This window comes from Rothia koreensis, from assembly GCF_052232265.1.
GTDB classification, from domain to species: domain Bacteria; phylum Actinomycetota; class Actinomycetes; order Actinomycetales; family Micrococcaceae; genus Rothia; species Rothia koreensis.
Genome location: NZ_CP197643.1, coordinates 2,849,762 through 2,868,536, shown reverse-complemented (window position 1 = coordinate 2,868,536; position 18,775 = coordinate 2,849,762). Strand labels below are relative to the sequence as shown.

At 63.4% G+C, this 18,775-nt stretch carries 16 protein-coding genes, 3 tRNA genes and 1 riboswitch; of the genes, 11 read left to right on the top strand and 8 right to left on the bottom strand.

Going from position 1 to position 18,775, the window contains the following annotated elements:
* Positions 1–127: 127 nt before the first annotated feature.
* From ACTSLZ_RS12820 to tadA, 5 genes are all read right to left on the bottom strand, one after another.
* A tRNA-Ser gene (locus ACTSLZ_RS12820) sits at positions 128–215 on the bottom strand.
* An 80-nt stretch (positions 216–295) separates the two neighbouring features.
* Entirely contained in the window at positions 296–946 is a 651-nt protein-coding gene (locus ACTSLZ_RS12815; protein WP_443095260.1) for a TetR/AcrR family transcriptional regulator, read from the bottom strand.
* Positions 943–3,405, bottom strand: coding sequence for a YhgE/Pip family protein (locus tag ACTSLZ_RS12810; protein ID WP_443095259.1), 2,463 nt, complete (start codon positions 3,403–3,405; stop codon positions 943–945). Before ACTSLZ_RS12810 ends, ACTSLZ_RS12815 begins: the two co-directional genes overlap by 4 nt.
* Positions 3,402–4,100, bottom strand: coding sequence for an ATP-binding cassette domain-containing protein (locus ACTSLZ_RS12805; protein WP_443095258.1), 699 nt, complete (start codon positions 4,098–4,100; stop codon positions 3,402–3,404). Before ACTSLZ_RS12805 ends, ACTSLZ_RS12810 begins: the two co-directional genes overlap by 4 nt.
* Positions 4,101–4,227: 127 nt before the next feature.
* Positions 4,228–4,734: a tRNA adenosine(34) deaminase TadA gene (gene tadA, locus ACTSLZ_RS12800; protein ID WP_443095257.1), complete on the bottom strand. Its 507-nt coding sequence runs from the start codon at positions 4,732–4,734 to the stop codon at positions 4,228–4,230.
* Between the two features lie 29 nt (positions 4,735–4,763).
* Between tadA and upp the strand changes: the two genes are divergently transcribed.
* The 5 genes from upp to ACTSLZ_RS12775 all read left to right on the top strand — a co-directional run bounded on the left by upp (position 4,764) and on the right by ACTSLZ_RS12775 (position 8,284).
* Positions 4,764–5,402: a uracil phosphoribosyltransferase gene (gene upp, locus ACTSLZ_RS12795; protein ID WP_178979363.1), complete on the top strand. Its 639-nt coding sequence runs from the start codon at positions 4,764–4,766 to the stop codon at positions 5,400–5,402.
* Positions 5,403–6,042: 640 nt separating this feature from the next.
* The gene (locus tag ACTSLZ_RS12790; protein ID WP_443095256.1) at positions 6,043–6,846 is read left to right on the top strand and encodes a winged helix-turn-helix domain-containing protein; all 804 of its coding nucleotides are present in this window, start codon (positions 6,043–6,045) and stop codon (positions 6,844–6,846) included.
* A 107-nt stretch (positions 6,847–6,953) separates the two neighbouring features.
* A complete protein-coding gene (locus tag ACTSLZ_RS12785) occupies positions 6,954–7,487 on the top strand; it encodes a SixA phosphatase family protein (protein WP_443095255.1) in 534 nt (177 codons plus the stop codon).
* 10 nt (positions 7,488–7,497) lie between these two features.
* Positions 7,498–7,563, top strand: a riboswitch (guanidine-III (ykkC-III) riboswitch).
* Positions 7,564–7,577: 14 nt separating this feature from the next.
* The gene (locus tag ACTSLZ_RS12780; protein WP_129316030.1) at positions 7,578–7,892 is read left to right on the top strand and encodes a DMT family transporter; all 315 of its coding nucleotides are present in this window, start codon (positions 7,578–7,580) and stop codon (positions 7,890–7,892) included.
* A gap of 2 nt (positions 7,893–7,894) precedes the next feature.
* On the top strand, positions 7,895–8,284 hold the full coding sequence (locus ACTSLZ_RS12775) for a DMT family transporter (protein WP_443095254.1): 390 nt from the start codon (positions 7,895–7,897) through the stop codon (positions 8,282–8,284).
* Positions 8,285–8,553: 269 nt separating this feature from the next.
* On the opposite strand, the gene ACTSLZ_RS12770 is transcribed toward ACTSLZ_RS12775, so the two are convergent.
* A tRNA-Ser gene (locus tag ACTSLZ_RS12770) sits at positions 8,554–8,645 on the bottom strand.
* Positions 8,646–8,767: 122 nt separating this feature from the next.
* Here ACTSLZ_RS12770 and ACTSLZ_RS12765 point away from each other — a divergent pair.
* Complete coding sequence (locus ACTSLZ_RS12765; protein ID WP_443095253.1) at positions 8,768–10,747, top strand: FAD/NAD(P)-binding protein; 1,980 nt, start codon at positions 8,768–8,770, stop codon at positions 10,745–10,747.
* 32 nt (positions 10,748–10,779) lie between these two features.
* Here ACTSLZ_RS12765 and ACTSLZ_RS12760 read toward each other — a convergent pair whose 3' ends face one another.
* A complete protein-coding gene (locus ACTSLZ_RS12760; protein WP_443095252.1) occupies positions 10,780–11,382 on the bottom strand; it encodes an Ltp family lipoprotein in 603 nt (200 codons plus the stop codon).
* Positions 11,383–11,891: 509 nt separating this feature from the next.
* Here ACTSLZ_RS12760 and ctaD point away from each other — a divergent pair.
* The 4 genes from ctaD to ACTSLZ_RS12740 all read left to right on the top strand — a co-directional run bounded on the left by ctaD (position 11,892) and on the right by ACTSLZ_RS12740 (position 17,354).
* Positions 11,892–13,595, top strand: coding sequence for an aa3-type cytochrome oxidase subunit I (gene ctaD, locus ACTSLZ_RS12755; protein ID WP_443095251.1), 1,704 nt, complete (start codon positions 11,892–11,894; stop codon positions 13,593–13,595).
* Between the two features lie 69 nt (positions 13,596–13,664).
* Positions 13,665–14,390, top strand: coding sequence for an MgtC/SapB family protein (locus ACTSLZ_RS12750; RefSeq protein ID WP_129316026.1), 726 nt, complete (start codon positions 13,665–13,667; stop codon positions 14,388–14,390).
* A gap of 130 nt (positions 14,391–14,520) precedes the next feature.
* Positions 14,521–16,029, top strand: coding sequence for an APC family permease (locus ACTSLZ_RS12745; RefSeq protein WP_443095250.1), 1,509 nt, complete (start codon positions 14,521–14,523; stop codon positions 16,027–16,029).
* Positions 16,026–17,354: an NAD(P)/FAD-dependent oxidoreductase gene (locus ACTSLZ_RS12740; RefSeq protein ID WP_443095249.1), complete on the top strand. Its 1,329-nt coding sequence runs from the start codon at positions 16,026–16,028 to the stop codon at positions 17,352–17,354. Before ACTSLZ_RS12745 ends, ACTSLZ_RS12740 begins: the two co-directional genes overlap by 4 nt.
* Before the next feature lie 85 nt (positions 17,355–17,439).
* Here ACTSLZ_RS12740 and ACTSLZ_RS12735 read toward each other — a convergent pair.
* Positions 17,440–17,527, bottom strand: a tRNA-Ser gene (locus tag ACTSLZ_RS12735).
* 74 nt (positions 17,528–17,601) lie between these two features.
* Between ACTSLZ_RS12735 and ACTSLZ_RS12730 the strand changes: the two genes are divergently transcribed.
* On the top strand, positions 17,602–18,705 hold the full coding sequence (locus tag ACTSLZ_RS12730) for an NAD(P)H-quinone oxidoreductase (protein ID WP_443095248.1): 1,104 nt from the start codon (positions 17,602–17,604) through the stop codon (positions 18,703–18,705).
* Positions 18,706–18,775 lie beyond the last annotated feature (70 nt).

The window sequence follows — 18,775 nt, the reverse complement described above, 5'->3', positions numbered from 1 at the left end:
CAAACACCCACCCACCGACCACCGGCCCAACCACCCGCGCGCCCACACCCTCCCGCCACCCCAAAAAAGACAAAGAAAAAGCCCCCGCATCCCCGGAATTTCAGGGATGCGAGGGCTTCTCGCTGAGCGGTGACGGAGGGATTTGAACCCTCGGTACGGGGTTACCGTACACGACATTTCGAGTGTCGCACCTTCGGCCGCTCGGACACGTCACCAACTTCGGCAACTTTACCGGCTCGAAGGGGGCGACTCAACTTGGGCGGCGCCGAAAACCGGGCGGATCATATTGGCTTCGTCACGTGTAGCGGGGGCCGACGATGTAACCGTCGATGATTTTCAGTACTGCACGGGCGGCGTCCTGCGTGGTGCGGGACGACGAATTCATCTCCCGTTCCATCGCGAGCATGAAGGTCGCTCCGAACACTGCGACGGTGATCGACCGGTTGTCCGGGTGCTCAGCGGTTTCGTAGAACTCCTCGAGGTCATCGATCAGCTCGGTGACCTTGTCGATGACCACGGAGCGCTGCTGGGCCAGGACTTCCGACGTGCCACCGTCCGGCCTCCACATTTCCGCCACGGCGAGGCGTGCGAAACCGGGTTGCCCTTCGAGGAATCTCAACGAAGCGATCACACCGCGAGAAATCCGCTCCCGGGGATCTCTGACGCCCTCGCCTGCATCCTCGATGGTTTCCACGACCAGTTGGACGCCGTAGCGGAGGAGCCCGTCCACCATCGACTTCTTGGACCCGAAGTTGTAGTAGACGGTGCCCTTCGAGACGCCGGCCTTGGCGGCGACTTCCTCGACCGTCGTCGCCGTCGGACCCTTCTCGCTCATGATCACCATGGCCGACTCGAACAGGCGAAGCTGGGTCCGATTGGTGCGACCGGGTCGACGACGGATGCCGCCCGACTCGCCGGTCGTGCCACGGTTCTTTGCCGGCGTCACAGTTCCACCTCCGGGCTGAGTTTCTTGAGGGTCCAGGTTCGGTCCTTGATCGATCCCATGAATCCGAAGAGTAGCCCGATCAGTAGGCTGGCCACCAGGATCAGAACCAACCAGGGCACGGAGCCCTCATTGATGCCGTAGGCGAGACGACGCACTCCGGTGATGGCGTAGCCCATGGGCAGAGCATGGTGCAGCCATCGCAAGGATTGGGGCAGTGTCTCGTAGGGCATCATGCCACCCGATGTCACCAGTTGGACGATGAGCAGAACGAGGACCAGGAGCTTGCCCGGGGCCCCGAAGAGCGAGATCAGTCCTTGCCCCAGGGCGCTGAAGGCGACGGACGTCAGGAGCAAGAACCAGAACACCAGCCATGGATGCTCCATCTGGAAACCGAGGGCGAACTTCACTACCGCGAACAGAACGACCGCCTGGGCGATTCCGACCACCAGGAACGGAATCCACGAGCCGATCGCGATCCTGAAGCTCGAGGTGTGCGAGGCCAGGGCGCGGTCGTTGTTGGCCCGCAGGAACTGGCCCGCCATGAGTATCCCGATCCACAGTGCCAGGACTATGAAGAACGGGCCCATGCCCTCGCCGTAGTTCCGGGCGGAGGCCAGTGAATTGTGGTTGTCGGAGACCGGATCCGACATCACAGAGGCCAAGGAGGACTGTTGGTCCTTGTCCAGATCCGGAACCTGGTTCCGGCCGTCCTCGAGGCCCTTCTGCAGGTCCTGCGAGCCCTTCGTCAGGTCCCCGGATCCGCCCTTGAGCTGGTCGGCCCCCTGATCCAGCTGGTTCGATCCGTCGACCGCCTGCCTCGTCCCGTCGGCGAGTTGCTGAGCGCCGTCGCGGGCCTTGACCTGGTTGTCGTACAGAGTCTGCGATCCGTCCACCAGGCTTCCGGTGGACCCTGCGAGGCTGCCGATGCCTTCCGCAAGCTGTTGGGCTCCGCCGTTGACCTGTTGGGCTCCGGAGGAGAGCTCGCCGGTCTTCTGGTCGACGGTCGAGGCGCCGCCGGCGAGCTGCTGCGCGGCGTCGTCGGCGCTCTTGGCACCGTCGGCCACCCCGGAGGCGCCGTCATTCAATTGCGAGATGCCGGTGGTCAGCTCCGAAATCTTGGCCGCGACCGACGACGACCCGTCGGCGGCGCACGAGGAATCCCGCAACTTCTGCAACGATGCACCGGAATCGGTGTTCTCTACGGAGTCGAGGTTCTGACTGGTTGCCTGGGCGATCCGTGACTTTGTCTCGTCGTTGGAGACCGAGGAGACGACTTTCTGTGCCTGCTCCTGATTCAGGACGCCCTGATCGACCAGTTGCTGGACCTGCTCAGAGGTGGCCGCACCGACTTCCGAGACCACGGAGTTCGATACATCCTCCGAGAGCCTGCCGGAAGGCGCGGACGTGTTGGCCGCGGAGAGATCCTGGCACACGGCGTTCAGGTCGTTGCCGACCTGGCCGATACCGGATTCCTTGACCTTCTGGTCCAGGGTCGCCGCCCCTTGCGAGAGCTGCGCCGCGCCTCCCGAAAGCTTCGAGGTTCCGTCGGCCAGCTGCGAGGAGCCCGAGGACAGTTGGGAGGTTCCGTCCTGGAGCTGCGCCGAGCCGTCGGCCAGTTGGGAGGTTCCCCCGGTCAATGTCTTGGCGCCCTGGTTGAGCTGCTGGGCACCGCCGTCGAGTTTCTGGGCGCCGTCGACGGCCTGTGCATTGCCGTCGACCAGCTGATTCTCCCCGTCGAGCAGAGAATGCGAGCCGCTGTTGAGTTGCACGGCACCGTCGGCCAGCGTGGAGGTTCCGTGCTTGAGCTGGTCGACCGCCGTGGAGAGGTTGACCGCACCGTCAGAGAGCTTCCTCGAACCGTCGGCCGCATTGGAGAGCTGACCGTGAATGTCCGTGAAGCTGGCCAACATCTGCTGGGCGGTTTCGTTTCCCACCTCTTGGGCCACCTGATCGCAGATAGTGGTTCCCGCCTTCGAGACGATATTCGTCAGGAGGTAGTTGTTGGCGTCGTTGGTCACGATCTCGAGCCCCGCCTTTTGGGGATCGACGGTACCCGGAGTGCCGTCCTTGTCCGGGGTGAATTCGGACGTCGAGAGGAGCCGTTCGGAGAAGTCGCTCGGGATCACGATGGCGAAGTCGGTCTTGCCGTCCTTGACCTCCTTGACCGCCTCATCGCGCGAGGAAGCATCGTGCCAGTCGAAATTCTTGGAGTCGTGGAGCTTGTCCGTCACGCTCTGCCCGGTGTTGATCGGGGAGCCGTCCGGTTTGTTGGCCCCGGCGTCCTCCATCGCGATGGCACCGGTGACGTGATCGATCTTCCCGTACGGGTCCCAGTTGGAATACAGGTAGATGCCGCCGTAGAGGAGGGGGATGCAGGCGAGGGCGACCATGACCAGTTTCGGAAAGACGCCACCGGTCATGCGCTTGAGCTCCGTGAGAGCGAGGCGAAGGGAAGTCACGAGAGGTCCTCCTGGGCGGTGCGAGGTGTGAAGAGTTCGTCGAGGGGCAATCCGGACGGCACGTAGGGCTTGGGGGCGGTTTCACCGATGCGCGCGGTCAGCCCGTGCCACGAGGTGCTGATTCGAGGGACGACGGCGACGACGGCGCGCGGATGCTCCTCGTTCCTGGCCAGTCGATGGAGGCGGGGGAGCCAGGTCGCGGTGTGGTTCGCGTGACGCGAGGGGGTGTCGAAGACCAGAAGATCCGACCGTTTCTCCTGGCCGGCCAGGGCGACGACGAGGCGAATCCGCTGATCGGGGGTCAACTGTTCTTCCCAGAGGTTGTCGAGATCCTCGAGTCCGTGATTGCGGAGCCATTGCTCGGTTGACGGGCGTTTCAGCATCTTGTGCGGCATGTAGGACAGCATTTCCGCGGCGTAGTCCCGAACCCGCATGTGCTCCTCCATCTGGTTCACGCGCGGGGAATCGACCAGAGAGGACCGCCGGCGCAGGGTCTTGCGCTTGTCACTGCCGTCCCAAGAAATCGTGCCCTTGTCGGGACGCAACCGACCGGTCAGGGCGAGTGACAAGCCTGAGCGCTGCAACTGGCTGTTGCCCTGGACAAGGATCAGCTCACCGACTTCCACGGTGAAGGAGGTGCGTTCGATCAGGGGCGCGTGACGCCCCTTGGCTTGGACTGCCTCGACTTCGAGCACAGGCGTGTCTCCTCGATGGGTGAGTGATTGGCGGAGGCGATCCCGGGGTGGAGGAATCGTGACACTGCTAGCCTAATTGTACTGACGGGTCAGTTCTAGTCATTCACGGCAAACTTATAGGGTGATGCTATGCACTCGGCCCCGAATTGTCTTCCGTCGAGTCGCATTGCGGGCGTTTCGCAGCGAAGAAGTCCCGCAGGAGCAGGGCGCATTCTTGCGTTCTGACCTCGGGGAAGACCTCTACCCAGTGATTGAGGCGGCGCTCCCGGAGGATGTCGAAGACCGATCCGACGGCGCCGGCCTTCTCGTCCCAGGCGCCGATCACCAACCGTGGGATGCGAGCCAGGACGATGGCACCCGCGCACATGGGGCATGGTTCGAGGGTCACGACGAGCGTGCAATCATCCAGGCGCCAACGCCCGAGGTGCCGGGCGGCCTCTCGGATGGCGAGCACTTCCGCATGGCCCGTGGGGTTGGCGTCGGCTTCCCTCCGATTCCGTCCGCGCCCGACCACCCGGCCGGTCGCATCGAGGACGACGGCGCCGATCGGCACATCGCCGCTCTGGCGCGTCTGCTCCGCCTCGGCCAGGGCGAGGCCCATCCACTCGTTGTGGAGCTCCGAAAAGTGCGTCATGGGTCCATTGTCTGCTGTAGTTTGGAGCCATGCGAGTCAAGATTCTGGACCACCCCTTGGTCAGCCACAAGGTCACCGTTCTCAGGGATCGGGAGACCCCTTCACCACAGTTCCGGCAGCTCGTGGACGAACTCGTGACTCTCCTGGCCTACGAGGCCACACGCAATATCCGCGTGGAGCCCAAGACCGTCCGGACTCCGGTGACCGAGACCGAGGGTGTGGTGATGGCCAGGCCGCGCCCCCTCGTGGTGCCGATTCTTCGCGCCGGCTTGGGCATGCTGGAAGGCATGACCCGGCTGATTCCGACGGCGGAAGTCGGCTTCCTGGGAATGGCTCGCCACGAGGAAACTCTCGATATCGTCACCTACGCCGAGCGGCTTCCCGATGACCTGACGGGTCGCCAGGTCTATGTTCTGGACCCGATGCTCGCAACCGGTGGCACGCTTATCGAGTCCATCAAATTTCTGCGCGAGCGCGGCGCCGACCACATCACCTGCCTGTGCATTCTTGCGGCGCCCGAGGGCATGAAGGCCCTCTCCGAGGGTGTCGAAGGGATGGAGAACGTCGATTTGTTCCTGGCCGCCCAGGATGAACGCCTCAATGAGAAGGCCTATATCGTCCCCGGCCTCGGCGACGCCGGCGACCGCTTGTACGGACTCGCCGACTGAACGACATCTCGGATGTGACCAAAGCCACGCTCCATAGATTTTTTGGACGGCCCGAGGTGGCGGTTGCCTCGTCGTGAAGTCCGCTCACGACGTCGCGCACTCCGTTTGGTCTTCGTTGGAAACGTTCGCATGGCGAACGGCGGATGGGCTGTGCGAGGCCCGAGTGTCTCGACTCACTTTCTGCACTCACGGGTTTTGTTCGGACAATTCGGCGCGGTCCTGGGGGAATCCTGGGAAGGCCGCCGGGGATCGAAAATTATGCGCCCGATGCCGCTTGACAAACGGCCAGTTTCGTGGATGTTCTAGCGCCTCATGCGACCGTTGCCCGCAATGAGCGGATTTCCTGCATATGCAACCTGACTCGATGAGCTCGGCCGGACGCATGATATGCATGATTTGAATGATATCTTGCATATTTGAGACGAACTATCTCATGATTCGGACGCGTGAACCAATTGTTACTTGCAGGAACCGAGTAACGGGTAGAGCATGGAAGAAAGGTCTGATCACTCCCAGAAGGTTCCGTCAGGATCTGTGCGGCAGTGTCGGCCGTCAGGTCGTGGTGCCTTCCGCGGCCGCCATCAATCATCCGTGCGGCTCCGGCCGTATGAGGCCCGAATTGCAGAAGGACGGCGATCGAATGTCAGGCGCACCCGGATACGTGCACATTTCCCAGCGCAACCGTGCCAACAGTGCCGCTGCCATGCGAGCCAGCGGCATGACCGGCCGTGGAGCGGTCGGCGAACCTTCCGACTACCGCTCCTTGCGTGCCATGAACCCTTCCACGCCCATCGCACAGCCCGAGGCCAGCTCGTCGATCCGCCCCACGGCGGCCGACAACGAGGCGCGAGGGTTCGTCCTGTACGTCGGTCTCAACGAAGACGTCGCTGCACAGAACGGCACGTCCTTGGTCCGCATGGTCCAGGACATCCGGGCCTACGCTCAGACCCTGGTCCCTCAGGCCGAGTCCTACGCCGCCGTCGCGATTGCCCCGGCGGGTGCCGAAGGATCCGACCTCGACGTCGTTCGTGACGCCTTGGGTGACCCCACCGCGCCGAAGAGCCAGGCCGAAGCCGTTCCGGCGGGCCACGCTCCCGCCCCGGAGTCGAAGCCCAGCCAGCCCGCCGGCGTCCTGATCGATCTGTCCAGGCGCGAGGTCTTCCTGGACGGTGATTTCCTCAACCTCACGTACAAGGAATTCGAGCTGCTGAACTACTTGGTCGAGAATTCGAATCGCACCGCCGGTCGCGAGGAATTGCTTGACGCCCTGTGGCGCGACGCGGACGAAACGCCGAATGAGCGGACGATCGACGTCCACATTCGGCGGTTGCGTTCCAAGTTGGGACGCTTGTCCAATACCGTTCGCACCGTGCGCGGACAGGGCTACCGCTTCTACGAGCACCCGGAGGTCGTCGTCTGGGCGGCCCCCGAGTATTCGATCTAGCCTTCGAACAATCGTCAGGGGCCGGGAAGTGCCACACGGTGCCTCCCGGCCCCTGGTGTGTCCCAGGACGACGCCGTTCCGAGTCGCCTGGTTTGTAGACTTGGCCCATGAGTGCGCTGACCGATCCCCGTTCCCAGGCCAAGACCTTGATGATCATGCGTCACGCGGAGGCCGACATGCCCTGGGGCACGAGCGACTTCGACAGGCCCCTCACGCCGAGCGGGCACAGGGACGCGCCACGAGTCGGTCGCTGGATGCTCGAGCATGGGGTGGTCCCGGAAATGATCGTCTCCTCGTCGGCTCTCCGGACCCGTCAGACCTGCACCTGGGTCTGCGACGAGCTGGGGGAGAAGGCACCGACCGCGAGTCTGGAGGACCGGCTCTACAACGCCCCGACGCTTGAGTTGCTGTCGGTGCTCGGCCGGACCCCGGAGACCGTCCACTCCCTCCTTGTCATCGCACATTATCCGGCGGTCCAGGACGCCGTCCTTTCGCTCGCGTCCCCGGACTCGGACTATGAGGCGACGATGGGGATTTCTTCCGGTTTTCCTCCCGCGGGGCTTGCGGTGCTGAGCACGGACAAACCCTGGGCGGCACTGGACGGTGCGGACGCGGTATTGCGGTTCTTCATTGATCGTTGATACCTTCCGTACTGAGGCCTCCAACGGGCCTGCGGACGAGGGAGCAGTACCCGCACCACGACAAGACTGACTCGAAGGAGGAAGATTGTCGTGGCATGGCTAGTGCTTGTTGTCTCGGGCGGACTGGAGATGGTGTGGGCAGCGGCGCTCTCTGCGTCCCATGGCCTGCGCCGGTGGAAGCCCGCCGTTCTGTTCGTCGTCGCGATGGTCGTGAGTCTGGCCGGCCTGTCCTACGCGATGACATCGATTCCCGTGGGTACCGCCTATGCCGTCTGGGTCGGCATCGGCGCGACGCTCACCCTGATTTGGGGCTTGGTCACGCGCCAGGAAAAAGCCAGTTGGGGCCGTATCGGCCTGCTCGGGCTGCTCATCGTGTCCCTCGTCGGTCTGAAGGTGGCGAGCTGATCATGGCATGGATCATTCTTTTGGCCAGCGCCGTCTTGGAGGCCGTCTGGGCCACCGCCCTCGGGCGGTCGCACGGGTTCAGTGAGCTGGGACCGACTCTGGTCTTCATTGTCGCCATTGTCGGTAGCATGGCCGGTCTCGGAACAGCGCTCAAGAGCATTCCCATCGGCACGGCCTACGCCATCTGGACAGGCATCGGAGCGGCACTCACCGTGATCTACGGGATGGCGACCGGCGATGAGTCGGTGTCGACCCTCAAGGTGCTCTGCATCGTCGGGATCGTCGGGGCAACGGTCGGGCTGAAGTTGGTTCCGTCCGGACGGTCCAAATCCGCGGATCGACCAAGTACCACAGAGGTTGCTGAAACATCCCGGAGTCGTGGCGCTCCCTGACGATCGTCAACGGTGAGCTACTGTGCTCGGGGCCGAGGCGGCAATGTTGTGCGATTTTCGGCGCGAGGTGGCAGATTCGGGACGAAAACCCCGTGAATTGTGCACGAGGTTGCCACCTCGGCCGCGCGCTTGCACGAGGTTGCCACCTCGGTGGTTCTGAAGGACCGTACTCGTTTCCAACCCGCTCGGTGATCAGTGTGACCAAGCACCTCGACCACAAAGAAACCCCCTGGGTCGCCGGTGTTCCGGTGACCCAGGGGGTTTCCCCTTGGCGGAGACGGGGGGATTTGAACCCCCGGTCGGGTTTAACCCCGACCCTTCATTAGCAGTGAAGTCCATTCGGCCGCTCTGGCACGTCTCCACGATGTTCGCAGGATACGTCGACGTCACAGACGAAGTAACCACGGAACAGCCTTAACAGCGTACCGACAACAGCGGGTGCCGGTCAAAAGGGGCATCGTGCGTGGCAGTACCCTGGAGATCATGGCAAGAACTCAACGCATCGTGATCATCGGCGCCGGACCGCGCGGGCTCTCTGTGGTGGAGAGGCTGGCAGCCCACGCGGCGGTCCGTCCCGAGAAGAACCTTGACGTTCACCTGGTCGACCCTTTCCCTCCGGGGGCGGGGCACGTATGGCGCAGTGATCAATCGCGCCTGTTTCTCATGAACACGCCCTCCTTCTTCCCGACCGTCGTGCCCTCCGATGCGACGTTGTCCGTGGCCGCCGCGGACGGGTCGTGCCCTCGGCCGATACCGGCAGTTCGCGGGCTGACATTCGAGCAGTGGCGCCGCCAGGTCGCCGACGACGCCTCATTCCCGTTGATCGGGCTCTCGGACGACGACGTGCGAGAAGCCCGAAACCTGGGCCGAGAAGGGTTCCCGTCCCGGAAGATCTACGGCACATACCTCTCGGACGTTTTTGCCCGGCTCCGCGCCGACCTGCCGAAAACCATGGCACTGACCTATCACGCCCAGGAAGCCGTTCGCATCGGTCATGGCGAGAAGAACACCGGTCGCCCCTACTTGGTGGAATTGGGGGACGGCGTGATCCTCTCTGCGCACTCCATCGTTCTCGCCGTCGGGCACACAGACGCCAAATTGCGCGATGACCAGCAAGACCTCATGGAATTCGCGGCCAGACGACGGCTGCACTACTGGCCACCTGCAGTCCCGGCCGACGTCCACTGGTCCGCGCTTCCCGAGGGAGAGAACGTGCTGGTCAGGGGGATGGGGCTGAATTTTCATGACGTCCTGGCCCAATTGACCGAAGGGCGCGGCGGCCGGTTCGACAGGGACCAGCACCACCCGAACCGGTTGCTCTACACCCCGAGTGGTCGTGAACCGATGGTTTGGGCGGGGTCCCGACGCGGCACCCCGTACCGTGCGAAAGCGGTTCTGGATTCCTATTACCCGCGGTCCACGGACAACAAGTTCTTCACCAAGGCGGCTGTGGATCGAATCCAGCAGTCCGCGAGGTCCGAAGAGCGTGAGATCGACTTCGAGATCGATTACTGGCCCCTGATCCGTCGTGACGCCCAGTGGAACTATTACCGGACTCTCGCGAGGACCAATTCTGAGGCGATCGCCGGCGAGACTGACGAGTTCTTGACCCGAGTCGACGCGATTCTTTCCGATACCGCGCACGCCGCCTGGTGGAACGAACTGGATCGACTCGTTTCCGACAGGGTCGAACGGAAATTCGTGTTCACTCCGGAACGGTTGTCGCGACCCTTCGACGGGGAGAGTTTCCAATCGCACGAAGAGTATGCGGCCGCCGTCGTGCACTTCCTGGACCGCGACGTCGCCGCCTCCTTCGACGGCGAGGAGAGCCCCCTCAAGATGGCCATCGGCTCCATGAACCAGGCTCGTGCGCTGGTCAAATACGCCGTCGCGAATCGAGGCATTTCGGACGAGTCGTGGATTCGTGGCCTCGAAAGGAAATTCGGCGGCCTGGTCGAGGGGTTGGCGTCCGGTCCACCCGTGCTGCGCATCCAACAGATGGCCGCCCTGGTGAGGGCCGGCGTCGTGCGTTTCCTGGGGCCCGATCCGGTATTCACTGCGGATGAGGATGCCGGGTGCTTCATCGCTTCGTCCCCCTGGGTCCGGGACGAGCCGGTGCATTCGTCGTGGCTCGTGGAAGCGCTGGCTCCTGCCAACGATGTTCGCGTGACCACTTCTCCGCTTCTTGGTCGTCTTTTCGAAGACGGACTGGCCAGGCCGTGGCAGATGCACTTGGCGGATTCCCCGGCCCCGGTGCCGGCGAAGGGTCTGGACGTCACGACGCCGCCGTACCGGGTCGTCAGGGCGGACGGGGAAACCGAACCGGGGATCTTCGTGCTGGGATTGCAGCTGTCCTCCGCGCAGTGGGGCACCGCGATCGCGGCCGAGGCCGACGCCGACCTCGGCCTCGGATCGAGTACTGTCGCGGACTCGAACCGGGTTGCCGGGGCTGTCTTCGGTTGAAACTGGCCCCGGCTCACACCCGCCGGCCAGATTTATGGTTCGAGATGCTGCACGGCGTAATCGGCTTCTTCGGGAGTGAATTTTTCCCCGAACTCTGAGGTCAGCTGATCACGAATCTTCTCCGGAGACATGTGCATCTGCGTTTGGTAATCTTTCGCCTTCTCGAGCGCGTTTTCGTTCCAGTCGGCCGTCATGGTGTCGACCGCGTACTGCGCGGCCTCCGGGCTGAACTTCTCTCCATACTCGGAGGTGAGCTGGTCATAAACGCCCTGTTTCGACATGTGCATCGTCTTCGCATACGAATTGGCCTTGGAGAGGGCGGACTTGTATTCCGCCGGCACCGACGACGATGTCGGATCTTCCGCGGCCTTCTCTGGGGCGGTGGTCTCATCGGCCGCTTCAGTCTCTTCCACCACCGGAGCGCTGGTGTCCGCGCTCGAGGTTGCTTCCGCGGACGAAGAAGACGTCGAGGGGGCAGCGGCCTTGTCCTTGTCCCCGCCCTGTCCACCGACTACTGCTATGAGGATGACGATAATGAGGAGACCCAGGCATCCGAGTCCCCCAAAGAGTCCCTTCTTCTTTTTCTGCCCTGCAGAATCGGCATTGACTGGCAGGGTTTGGGTCGTATTTCTCACGGGTATCCTTCCAAAAGTGAAGTAGCAACCTGAGTGTAGGCCGAAAAGTTACTGGCAATCTACTTAGTATTCCTTGATAGGTGAAGATGCCGGTTGAAAGGCCACCAGGTCGACGTCGTTCGCAATGAGGAAGGGGAGTGTGCCGGCTCGAGGCAACGCGGCGCCGAGGCATGAGTCGGGGCGATCAACCCGCCGGCCCTGGACGTAAAAAGAGTTTCTGACCAGGCCTTTTGGGCGGATGCGGCGAGTGAGAGCATGGGGGTGAGCCGCGGCGGACCGACAGGCCGCGGTCGCCGGCTGGCGCGGAGTCAGCCCGCTCGTGTTCCTTCGAGGAGGCGTTTCATGGGCACCACAATTCGACAGCAGCATTTCCTCGAGTCAGCAGGGCTCGCGGGGCGAGTCAAAACCGACTCGACAAGGAACGCAATCAACGCCGATTCCGGCAGCATGACATGGCCCGATGGTGCGTCGTGGGTGATTGGTTCCGCGAACGTCAGGAGGGTTGTGTGATGTCCACTCTCGAATACAGCGCATCCGACAGTCGGTCCTCCACGAGGGAGGTTCCGCGTACCCGGGGCCGGATCGTGGTCAGTTGGCTCACGTCAACCGACCACAAGACCATCGGCTACATGTACATCATCACGTCCTTCACGTTCTTCCTGCTGGCGGGAATCATGGCGTTGATCATGCGCATGGAGCTGTTCGAGCCCGGGATGCAGATCCTGGAGACCAAGGAACAGTTCAACCAGCTGTTCACCATGCACGGCACACTCATGCTGCTGATGTTCGGCACACCGTTGTTCGTGGGGATGGCCAATGTCATCGTGCCTCTGCAGATCGGTGCCCCCGACGTCGCCTTCCCGCGGCTCAACGCCCTGGCGTTCTGGTTCTTCCTCTTCGGCTCGCTGGTTGCGCTCGCCGGATTCATCACCCCACAAGGCGCGGCGGCCTTCGGGTGGTTCGCCTACTCACCGCTGAGTTCCGCCACGTACTCTCCGAGCGTCGGTGGTGACCTGTGGGTATTCGGCCTCGCGCTCCAGGGCTTCGGAACCATCATGGGCGGTCTCAACTTCATCACCACGATCCTTTGCATGCGTGCCCCTGGGCTCACGATGTGGCGTGTTCCCCCATTCACCTGGACGGCCCTGGTCACGGCGATCCTGATCATCATGGCCTTCCCGCCGCTCGCGGCCGCGCTGTTCGCCCTCGGTATGGACCGGAGGCTCGGCGGCCACATCTTCGACGCCGACAACGGTGGTGCGATCCTGTGGCAGCACCTCTTCTGGTTCTTCGGACACCCCGAGGTCTATATTCTGGCCCTGCCCATGTTCGGCATCGCCTCCGAAATCATTCCCGCTTTTTCCCGGAAACCGATCTTCGGGTACAAGGGCCTGGTCTACGCGACCATCGCGATCGGGGCGCTGTCCGTCACCGTGTGGGCCCACCACATGTACGTCACGGGCTCCGTCATGCTCCCGTTCTTCGCCTTCATGTCCATGATGATTGCGGTCCCCACGGGTGTGAAGTTCTTCAACTGGATCGGCACCATGTGGCAAGGTTCCCTCACCTTCGAAACGCCCCTGTTGTGGATCTTCGGCTTCCTGCTGACCTTCCTGTTCGGCGGCGTCACCGGGATCATCCTCGCGGTTCCCCCACTGGATTTTCAGCTCTCCGACTCCTACTTCGTGGTGGCCCACTTCCACTACACGGTCTTCGGCACGGTCGTGTTCTGCATGTTCGGCGGCCTCTATTACTGGTGGCCGAAATTCACCGGCAAGATGCTCAACGAGCGTCTGGGCAAGATCCACTTCTGGATGCTGTTCATCGGATTCCACACCACCTTCCTGATCCAGCACTGGCTGGGCGTGGACGGTATGCCTCGCCGTTACGCGGACTACATGCCGGAGGACGGATTCACCTGGATGAACCAGTTCTCGACCGTGGGCGCCATGATCCTGGCGCTGTCGATGTTGCCGTTCTTCTGGAACGTCTACATCACCACCCGCAATGGCCAGAAGGTCGAGGTCGACGATCCGTGGGGCTTCGGGAGCGGACTCGAGTGGGCGACGTCGTGCCCGCCGCCTCGCCACAATTTCACGGCCCTGCCCAGAATCCGTTCAGAGCGCCCGGCCCTGGACCTGCACCATCCGGAGCTGTCCACCAACCAGGACGTGGCCTCGGCAGCCCGCAGAGCGGCTACCATCAACAACTAGGACGACGACCCGCACACGCCACCGCATGAGGGCGAGCGTGTCTCGGGGGAAGGACTGGGTTTGGGCGCAATGGCCGCACTGTCGGAGATCTGGGGCTTCGGGACGGAAGCCAATATCGGCGTGACATCGAGTTTGCTCCTGACCTCTTTCGTCCTGTCCAGCATCATCGGGCTGGAGCGCCAAGTGAGGCAGAAGCAGGCTGGTCTCCGGATGATCGTGCTGGTCGGCACCGGATCCGGGCTGTTCACCATCGTCTCCGGGTACGGATTTGCCACGGTCCTCGGATCCGATGTGGACCTGGACCCCTCCCGCATCGCGGCCCAGATCGCCTCGGGGATCGGCTTTCTCGGCGCCGGGGTGATCTTCACGCGCAAGAACCTGGTGCGGGGGCTGACCACGGCGGCGTCGATCTGGGTCACCGCCGCTGTGGGCATGGCCGCGGGAGCCGGGATGCCGTGGATCGCTGCCGAAGGAACCCTTCTCTATCTGGTCGCGACGACCGTCCTCACGCCCATTGTCACCCGCCTTCCGGGCGCCTCGGACCGCAAAGTGCTCCGGGTCGTCTACGTCGATGGGCAAGGCGTCCTGCGCGATATCCTCTCGGAGACGACGTCGATGGGATACACCGCGCAGATCGAATCCACCGAGAGGACAGCGGACAAGGTCATGGTCAGTGCGCGGTTCAGGGGCCGTCCGCCCCTGCAGTCCCTGGTGGCGACCTTGACCGAATTGCCCGGTGTGGTCAGCGTGCGCACGTCGCAGGACGCCGACGACGAACAGGATGACGAGGACTAGCGTTCTCCTCCGGCCGAGCCCTCTCGCCGAGAGGCGCTGACGGCCAACCTTCCAGCACTCTCACACAATCTTCTGCGTGTGCTGTGGAGCACAGTGGATGGTGCAGCATTCACCACCTGGGAAGGTTCTCATGTCGGAGAAAACCTCGGGGCTCAGTACCCGTCACCTCTCCACCGGCTCACTGGTCTTCATGATCATCGCGGCCTCGGCGCCGCTGACCGTTCTGGCCGGCGGCGTCCCGACGAGCTTCGCCGTGTCCGGCCGGCTCGGTGTTCCGGTGACCTACGTGGTGCTCGGAATCCTTCTGATGCTCTTCGCGATCGGTTACGGCGCCATGAGCGGACATATTCAGAACGCCGGTGCGTTCTACGCCTACATCACCGAGGGCCTGGGCGGACGGCAGGGTATTGGCGCCGCCGTCCTGGCCCTCGTCGCCTACAACATGATGCAGATCGGTTTGTACGGTTTGTTCGGATTCTCGCTGGCAACCGTTCTCACCGCATGGACCGGGGCGTCGGTGCCTTGGTGGGTTGCCGCGCTCCTGGGCTGGGCCCTCGTGGGGGTGCTGGGCACGCACAGCGTGGATCTTTCGGCCAAGGTGCTGGGTGTGCTGGTCAGCCTGGAATTCCTGATTGTGATCGTGGTGGGTGTGCTCGGGCTCCGGACGGCTCCGGAGGGTGTCTCCCTGGAGGCCCTGCGTCCGGGTGATTTCTTCACTCAGGGAATCGGCGTCCTTTTGGCCTTCGGTGTCGCCGCCTTCATGGGGTTCGAATCCGGGGCGATCTACTCGGAAGAGGCCAAGGACCCGCGCCGCACCGTCTCGCGGGCAACCTTCATTGCTGTCGGCGTGATCGCGGTGTTCTATGCCTTCTCTGCGTGGACTCTTGCCATGGGCGTGGGTCCCAGTGCAATCAACGAACAGTCATCGGAACTCGGCCCCGACCTGTTGTTCGTGTGGCTGGCGAGCATCTCGCCCGCGCTGTCCGAATGCGCGAACCTCCTGTTCATCACCAGCCTCTTGGCCGCTCTCATTGCTTTCCACAACGCCGCGGCAAGGTACTTCTTCGCGCTCGGCCGGTCGGGAGTCCTGCCGCACAAACTGGCCTTCTCCGGGTCCACCGGTGCCCCAGTGGCCGGGTCCGTGACGCAATCGGTTCTGGCGCTGATCGTCGTGGTCGGCTTCGCCGCGGTTGGCGCGGGATCTTCACTAGGAAAGAAGTTCCCCATCGTCACGCTCTTCACCTGGCTGACCAACGCGGCCGCTTTCGGTCTCGTATTCCTCCTGGCCGTCACCTCCGTCGCGATTCTCGTCTGGTTCGTGCGCCACCCCAGGGGCCACGGCGTGATCACGCGCTGGGTTGCCCCTGCCCTTGCCGCCGTCGGGCTCGGCACGGTGGCGGCGCTCATCCTGGTGAACTTCGACCTGATGATCGGCTTGGACCAGCCTTCGGCACTGGTCTTCGTCATGCCGGGAATCATCCTCGCGTCGGGTGTCTTCGGCCTCGTCTGGGGCGAAATCATCCTCCGCCGGCGCCCCGACGCGGGGCTCGCGACCAAGGGCATCGACGCCGTCCCCAAGCGTCCCGCTGACCCCGATCCTTCTCACACCAACGCATCGCAGGAAAGGACACTCTCATGAGCAACCCGCATATCGTCGTCGTCGGGGCCGGATTCTCCGGTTTGGTGGCGGCCCGCGAGCTCCAAACGGTGGGGTTCGACGTCGACGTCGTGGAGGCACGCGACCGCGTCGGCGGGCGAGCCTGGACCGACGAACGCATGGGGCACACCCTCGAAATGGGCGCGACCTGGGTCCATTGGATGCAACCGCACGTGTGGAGCGAGATTACGCGGTACGACCAGGGCATCTACCCGAGCCCGTTCGCAGACCAGGCCTACTGGGTCACCGGTGGCGAGGTTCGTACGGGTACCGAGGAGCAGATCGATGGCCTGATGGCGCGAGCCATGAGCGCGATCTTCGAGGGTTCCAGGGAATTCTTTCCCAATCCCCACGATCCGCTGCACGTTCTGTCCGACGACTTCGCCGGGCCCGACGAGGTCCGCGAACGGTTCCTCGCCGCAGATCGGACCAGCGTCCTGGACATCCTTCGGGACGGGGACTTCACCCAGGAAGAGATAGATCTGTGCGACTCCTACTGGTCGGCCGGGTACATCGGTGATCCGAATCGGGGGTCGTCGCTCATGGCCAAGCAATGGGCCGCACTCTCGGACCACCGTCAGTCCCTCATGGACGACCAGACCCTCCGATTCAAGCTCACGAACGGGATGAAAGGCATCTACCAGAACATCGCCGACGACCTGTCCTGCCCGGTTCGAATGAACACATCGGTCAGCGCGATCCGCCACGACGATTCCGGGGCCACGGTAACTCTGGAGGGCGGGGAGACCATCTCGTGCGATGCCGTGATCGTGACCGTGCCTGTGGGAGCACTGGGGAATATCGATTTCGAGCCCGCTCTTCCGGCCGGCATGAGGACCGTGATCGAAGAAAAGTGGAACTCGACCGGATTCAAGATGTGGACCAGGATCAAGGGCCACCACAACATTTTCGGGTACGCTCCGACGCCCTCGACGGGAGCTCTCCTGCGCAGCGAATACTTCCTGCCTGACGGGGACACGATCTGCGTGTGCTTCGGGTCCCAGCACGACCGGGTCGAGCTGGACGACCCGGCATCAGGTCAGAGGATTGTCGACCAATGGCGGCCGGATCTCGAGGTCGTCGACTGCACCGGGCACGACTGGGTCGCAGACACCTGGAGCGGGCAGGCGTGGGCGACGCTCAAGAAAGGGCAATTCACGAACGGTTGGCATCGGTTCCACGAGACGGGGACGCGTCTGCGCTTCGCGGGGGCCGACTGGGCCAAGGGCTGGCGCGGCGTCGTCGTGGACGGAGCCATCGAAATGGGGCTGTCGACGTCGAGGCGTTTGATCCGCGAACTCTCGTGACGCGCGGAAGGCGTTCCCACCGCGAGGAGTGGCGAAAGCCCCGGACCGCGCGTCGATGACGGTGCAGTCCGGGGCTCTCATATTGCGGAAGCTATGGGATTTGAACCCATGGTGCGGGGTTGCCGCACACCGGTTTTCAAGACCGGCTCCTTAGGCCGCTCGGACAAGCTTCCCTGCGTTCAGGTTGCCCGCCTAGACTGGCGAGCGATCCGCGACGCGATTGCCAATATTACATCGCCGTTGTGGCATGTCCAAGGTTTCGACTCCGTTGGAAGGCAGGTACAGGATGAAGGCCGTTGTCGAGAACGAACACGGTGGACCGGAGGCGCTCCGCATCACCGAGGAGCCGACACCAGAGGTGGGCCCGGACGATGTGTTGATCGAAGTGAGCGGTGCCGGGCTGAACAGGGCGGACACCGTGCAGCGGAAGGGCAAGTACCCGCCGCCAGAAGGTGCCTCGAACGTGTACGGACTGGAGGTGTCCGGGACGGTCGTCCAGCTCGGAGCGGAAGCCGCCCGAACGTCGTTCCTCAAGGAAGGCCACAAGGTCGTCGCGCTGTTGGCCGGGGGAGGGTACGCGACCCAGGTCGTGGTCAACCAGGCACAGGTTCTCCCTGCCCCCGCGGGAATCGACCTGGTCGACGCCGCGGCTCTGCCGGAGGTCGGCGCGACCGTCTGGTCCAACCTGTTCGGGCCCGGAGGCCTCAAACCGAACGGTCCGGAGCAGAAGGACGGCGAGCAGTCGGTGCTGGTCCACGGGGGAACCGGCGGCATCGGTGCCCATGCCGTGCAACTGTGCCGCGCCCTCGGCTACCACGTGTTCACCACGGTCGGGAGCCAGGCCAAGGCGGACTGGGTGCGCGACCTGGCCTCCCGACAGGAGGAAGCCAACGCCCAGAAGACCAAGCCCCGCCGACTGGGAAACCTCGAGATCATCAACTACCGCGAACAGAATTTCGCGGACATCATCGAGAAGGAAACAGACGGCGAAGGGGTGCGGGCGATCCTCGACGTCGTCGGCGGAACGTACCTCGAGGACAATGTGGCCTCGCTCGGCCTCAACGGTCTGCTGACCGTGATCGCCGTCCAGGGCGGACCGTCTGGCGAGTTGAACCTGGCGACCCTCATGTCGAAACGGGCCACAGTTCGCGGGACCACGTTGCGCGGCCGCACCTCGGAGCGAAAGGGGGAGATCCTGCGCGACATGGCCGGCACGGTGTGGCGGATGATCGCGGACGGTCTCATCGATCCAGCCGTCGAGCGCCGCTTCGCTCTCGACGACGTCCAGGCCGCCCACGAGTACTTCGATTCCGGCGAGCAGCTGGGCAAAACCGTATTGGTGATGAATTGAAATAAAGAAATCGTGACTGCCGCCATGTGCCATGATGATCTGAGTCGCAAACATCACTCAGACATCGAGG

Coding starts and splice junctions, on each gene's coding strand:
- tadA (WP_443095257.1), bottom strand. CDS start 4,734: ATGACGCACTTTTCGGAGCTCCACAACGAGTGGATGGGCCTCGCCCTG.
- upp (WP_178979363.1), top strand. CDS start 4,764: ATGCGAGTCAAGATTCTGGACCACCCCTTGGTCAGCCACAAGGTCACC.
- ACTSLZ_RS12790 (WP_443095256.1), top strand. CDS start 6,043: ATGTCAGGCGCACCCGGATACGTGCACATTTCCCAGCGCAACCGTGCC.
- ACTSLZ_RS12785 (WP_443095255.1), top strand. CDS start 6,954: ATGAGTGCGCTGACCGATCCCCGTTCCCAGGCCAAGACCTTGATGATC.
- ACTSLZ_RS12775 (WP_443095254.1), top strand. CDS start 7,895: ATGGCATGGATCATTCTTTTGGCCAGCGCCGTCTTGGAGGCCGTCTGG.
- ACTSLZ_RS12765 (WP_443095253.1), top strand. CDS start 8,768: ATGGCAAGAACTCAACGCATCGTGATCATCGGCGCCGGACCGCGCGGG.
- ctaD (WP_443095251.1), top strand. CDS start 11,892: ATGTCCACTCTCGAATACAGCGCATCCGACAGTCGGTCCTCCACGAGG.
- ACTSLZ_RS12750 (WP_129316026.1), top strand. CDS start 13,665: ATGGCCGCACTGTCGGAGATCTGGGGCTTCGGGACGGAAGCCAATATC.
- ACTSLZ_RS12745 (WP_443095250.1), top strand. CDS start 14,521: ATGTCGGAGAAAACCTCGGGGCTCAGTACCCGTCACCTCTCCACCGGC.
- ACTSLZ_RS12740 (WP_443095249.1), top strand. CDS start 16,026: ATGAGCAACCCGCATATCGTCGTCGTCGGGGCCGGATTCTCCGGTTTG.
- ACTSLZ_RS12730 (WP_443095248.1), top strand. CDS start 17,602: ATGTCCAAGGTTTCGACTCCGTTGGAAGGCAGGTACAGGATGAAGGCC.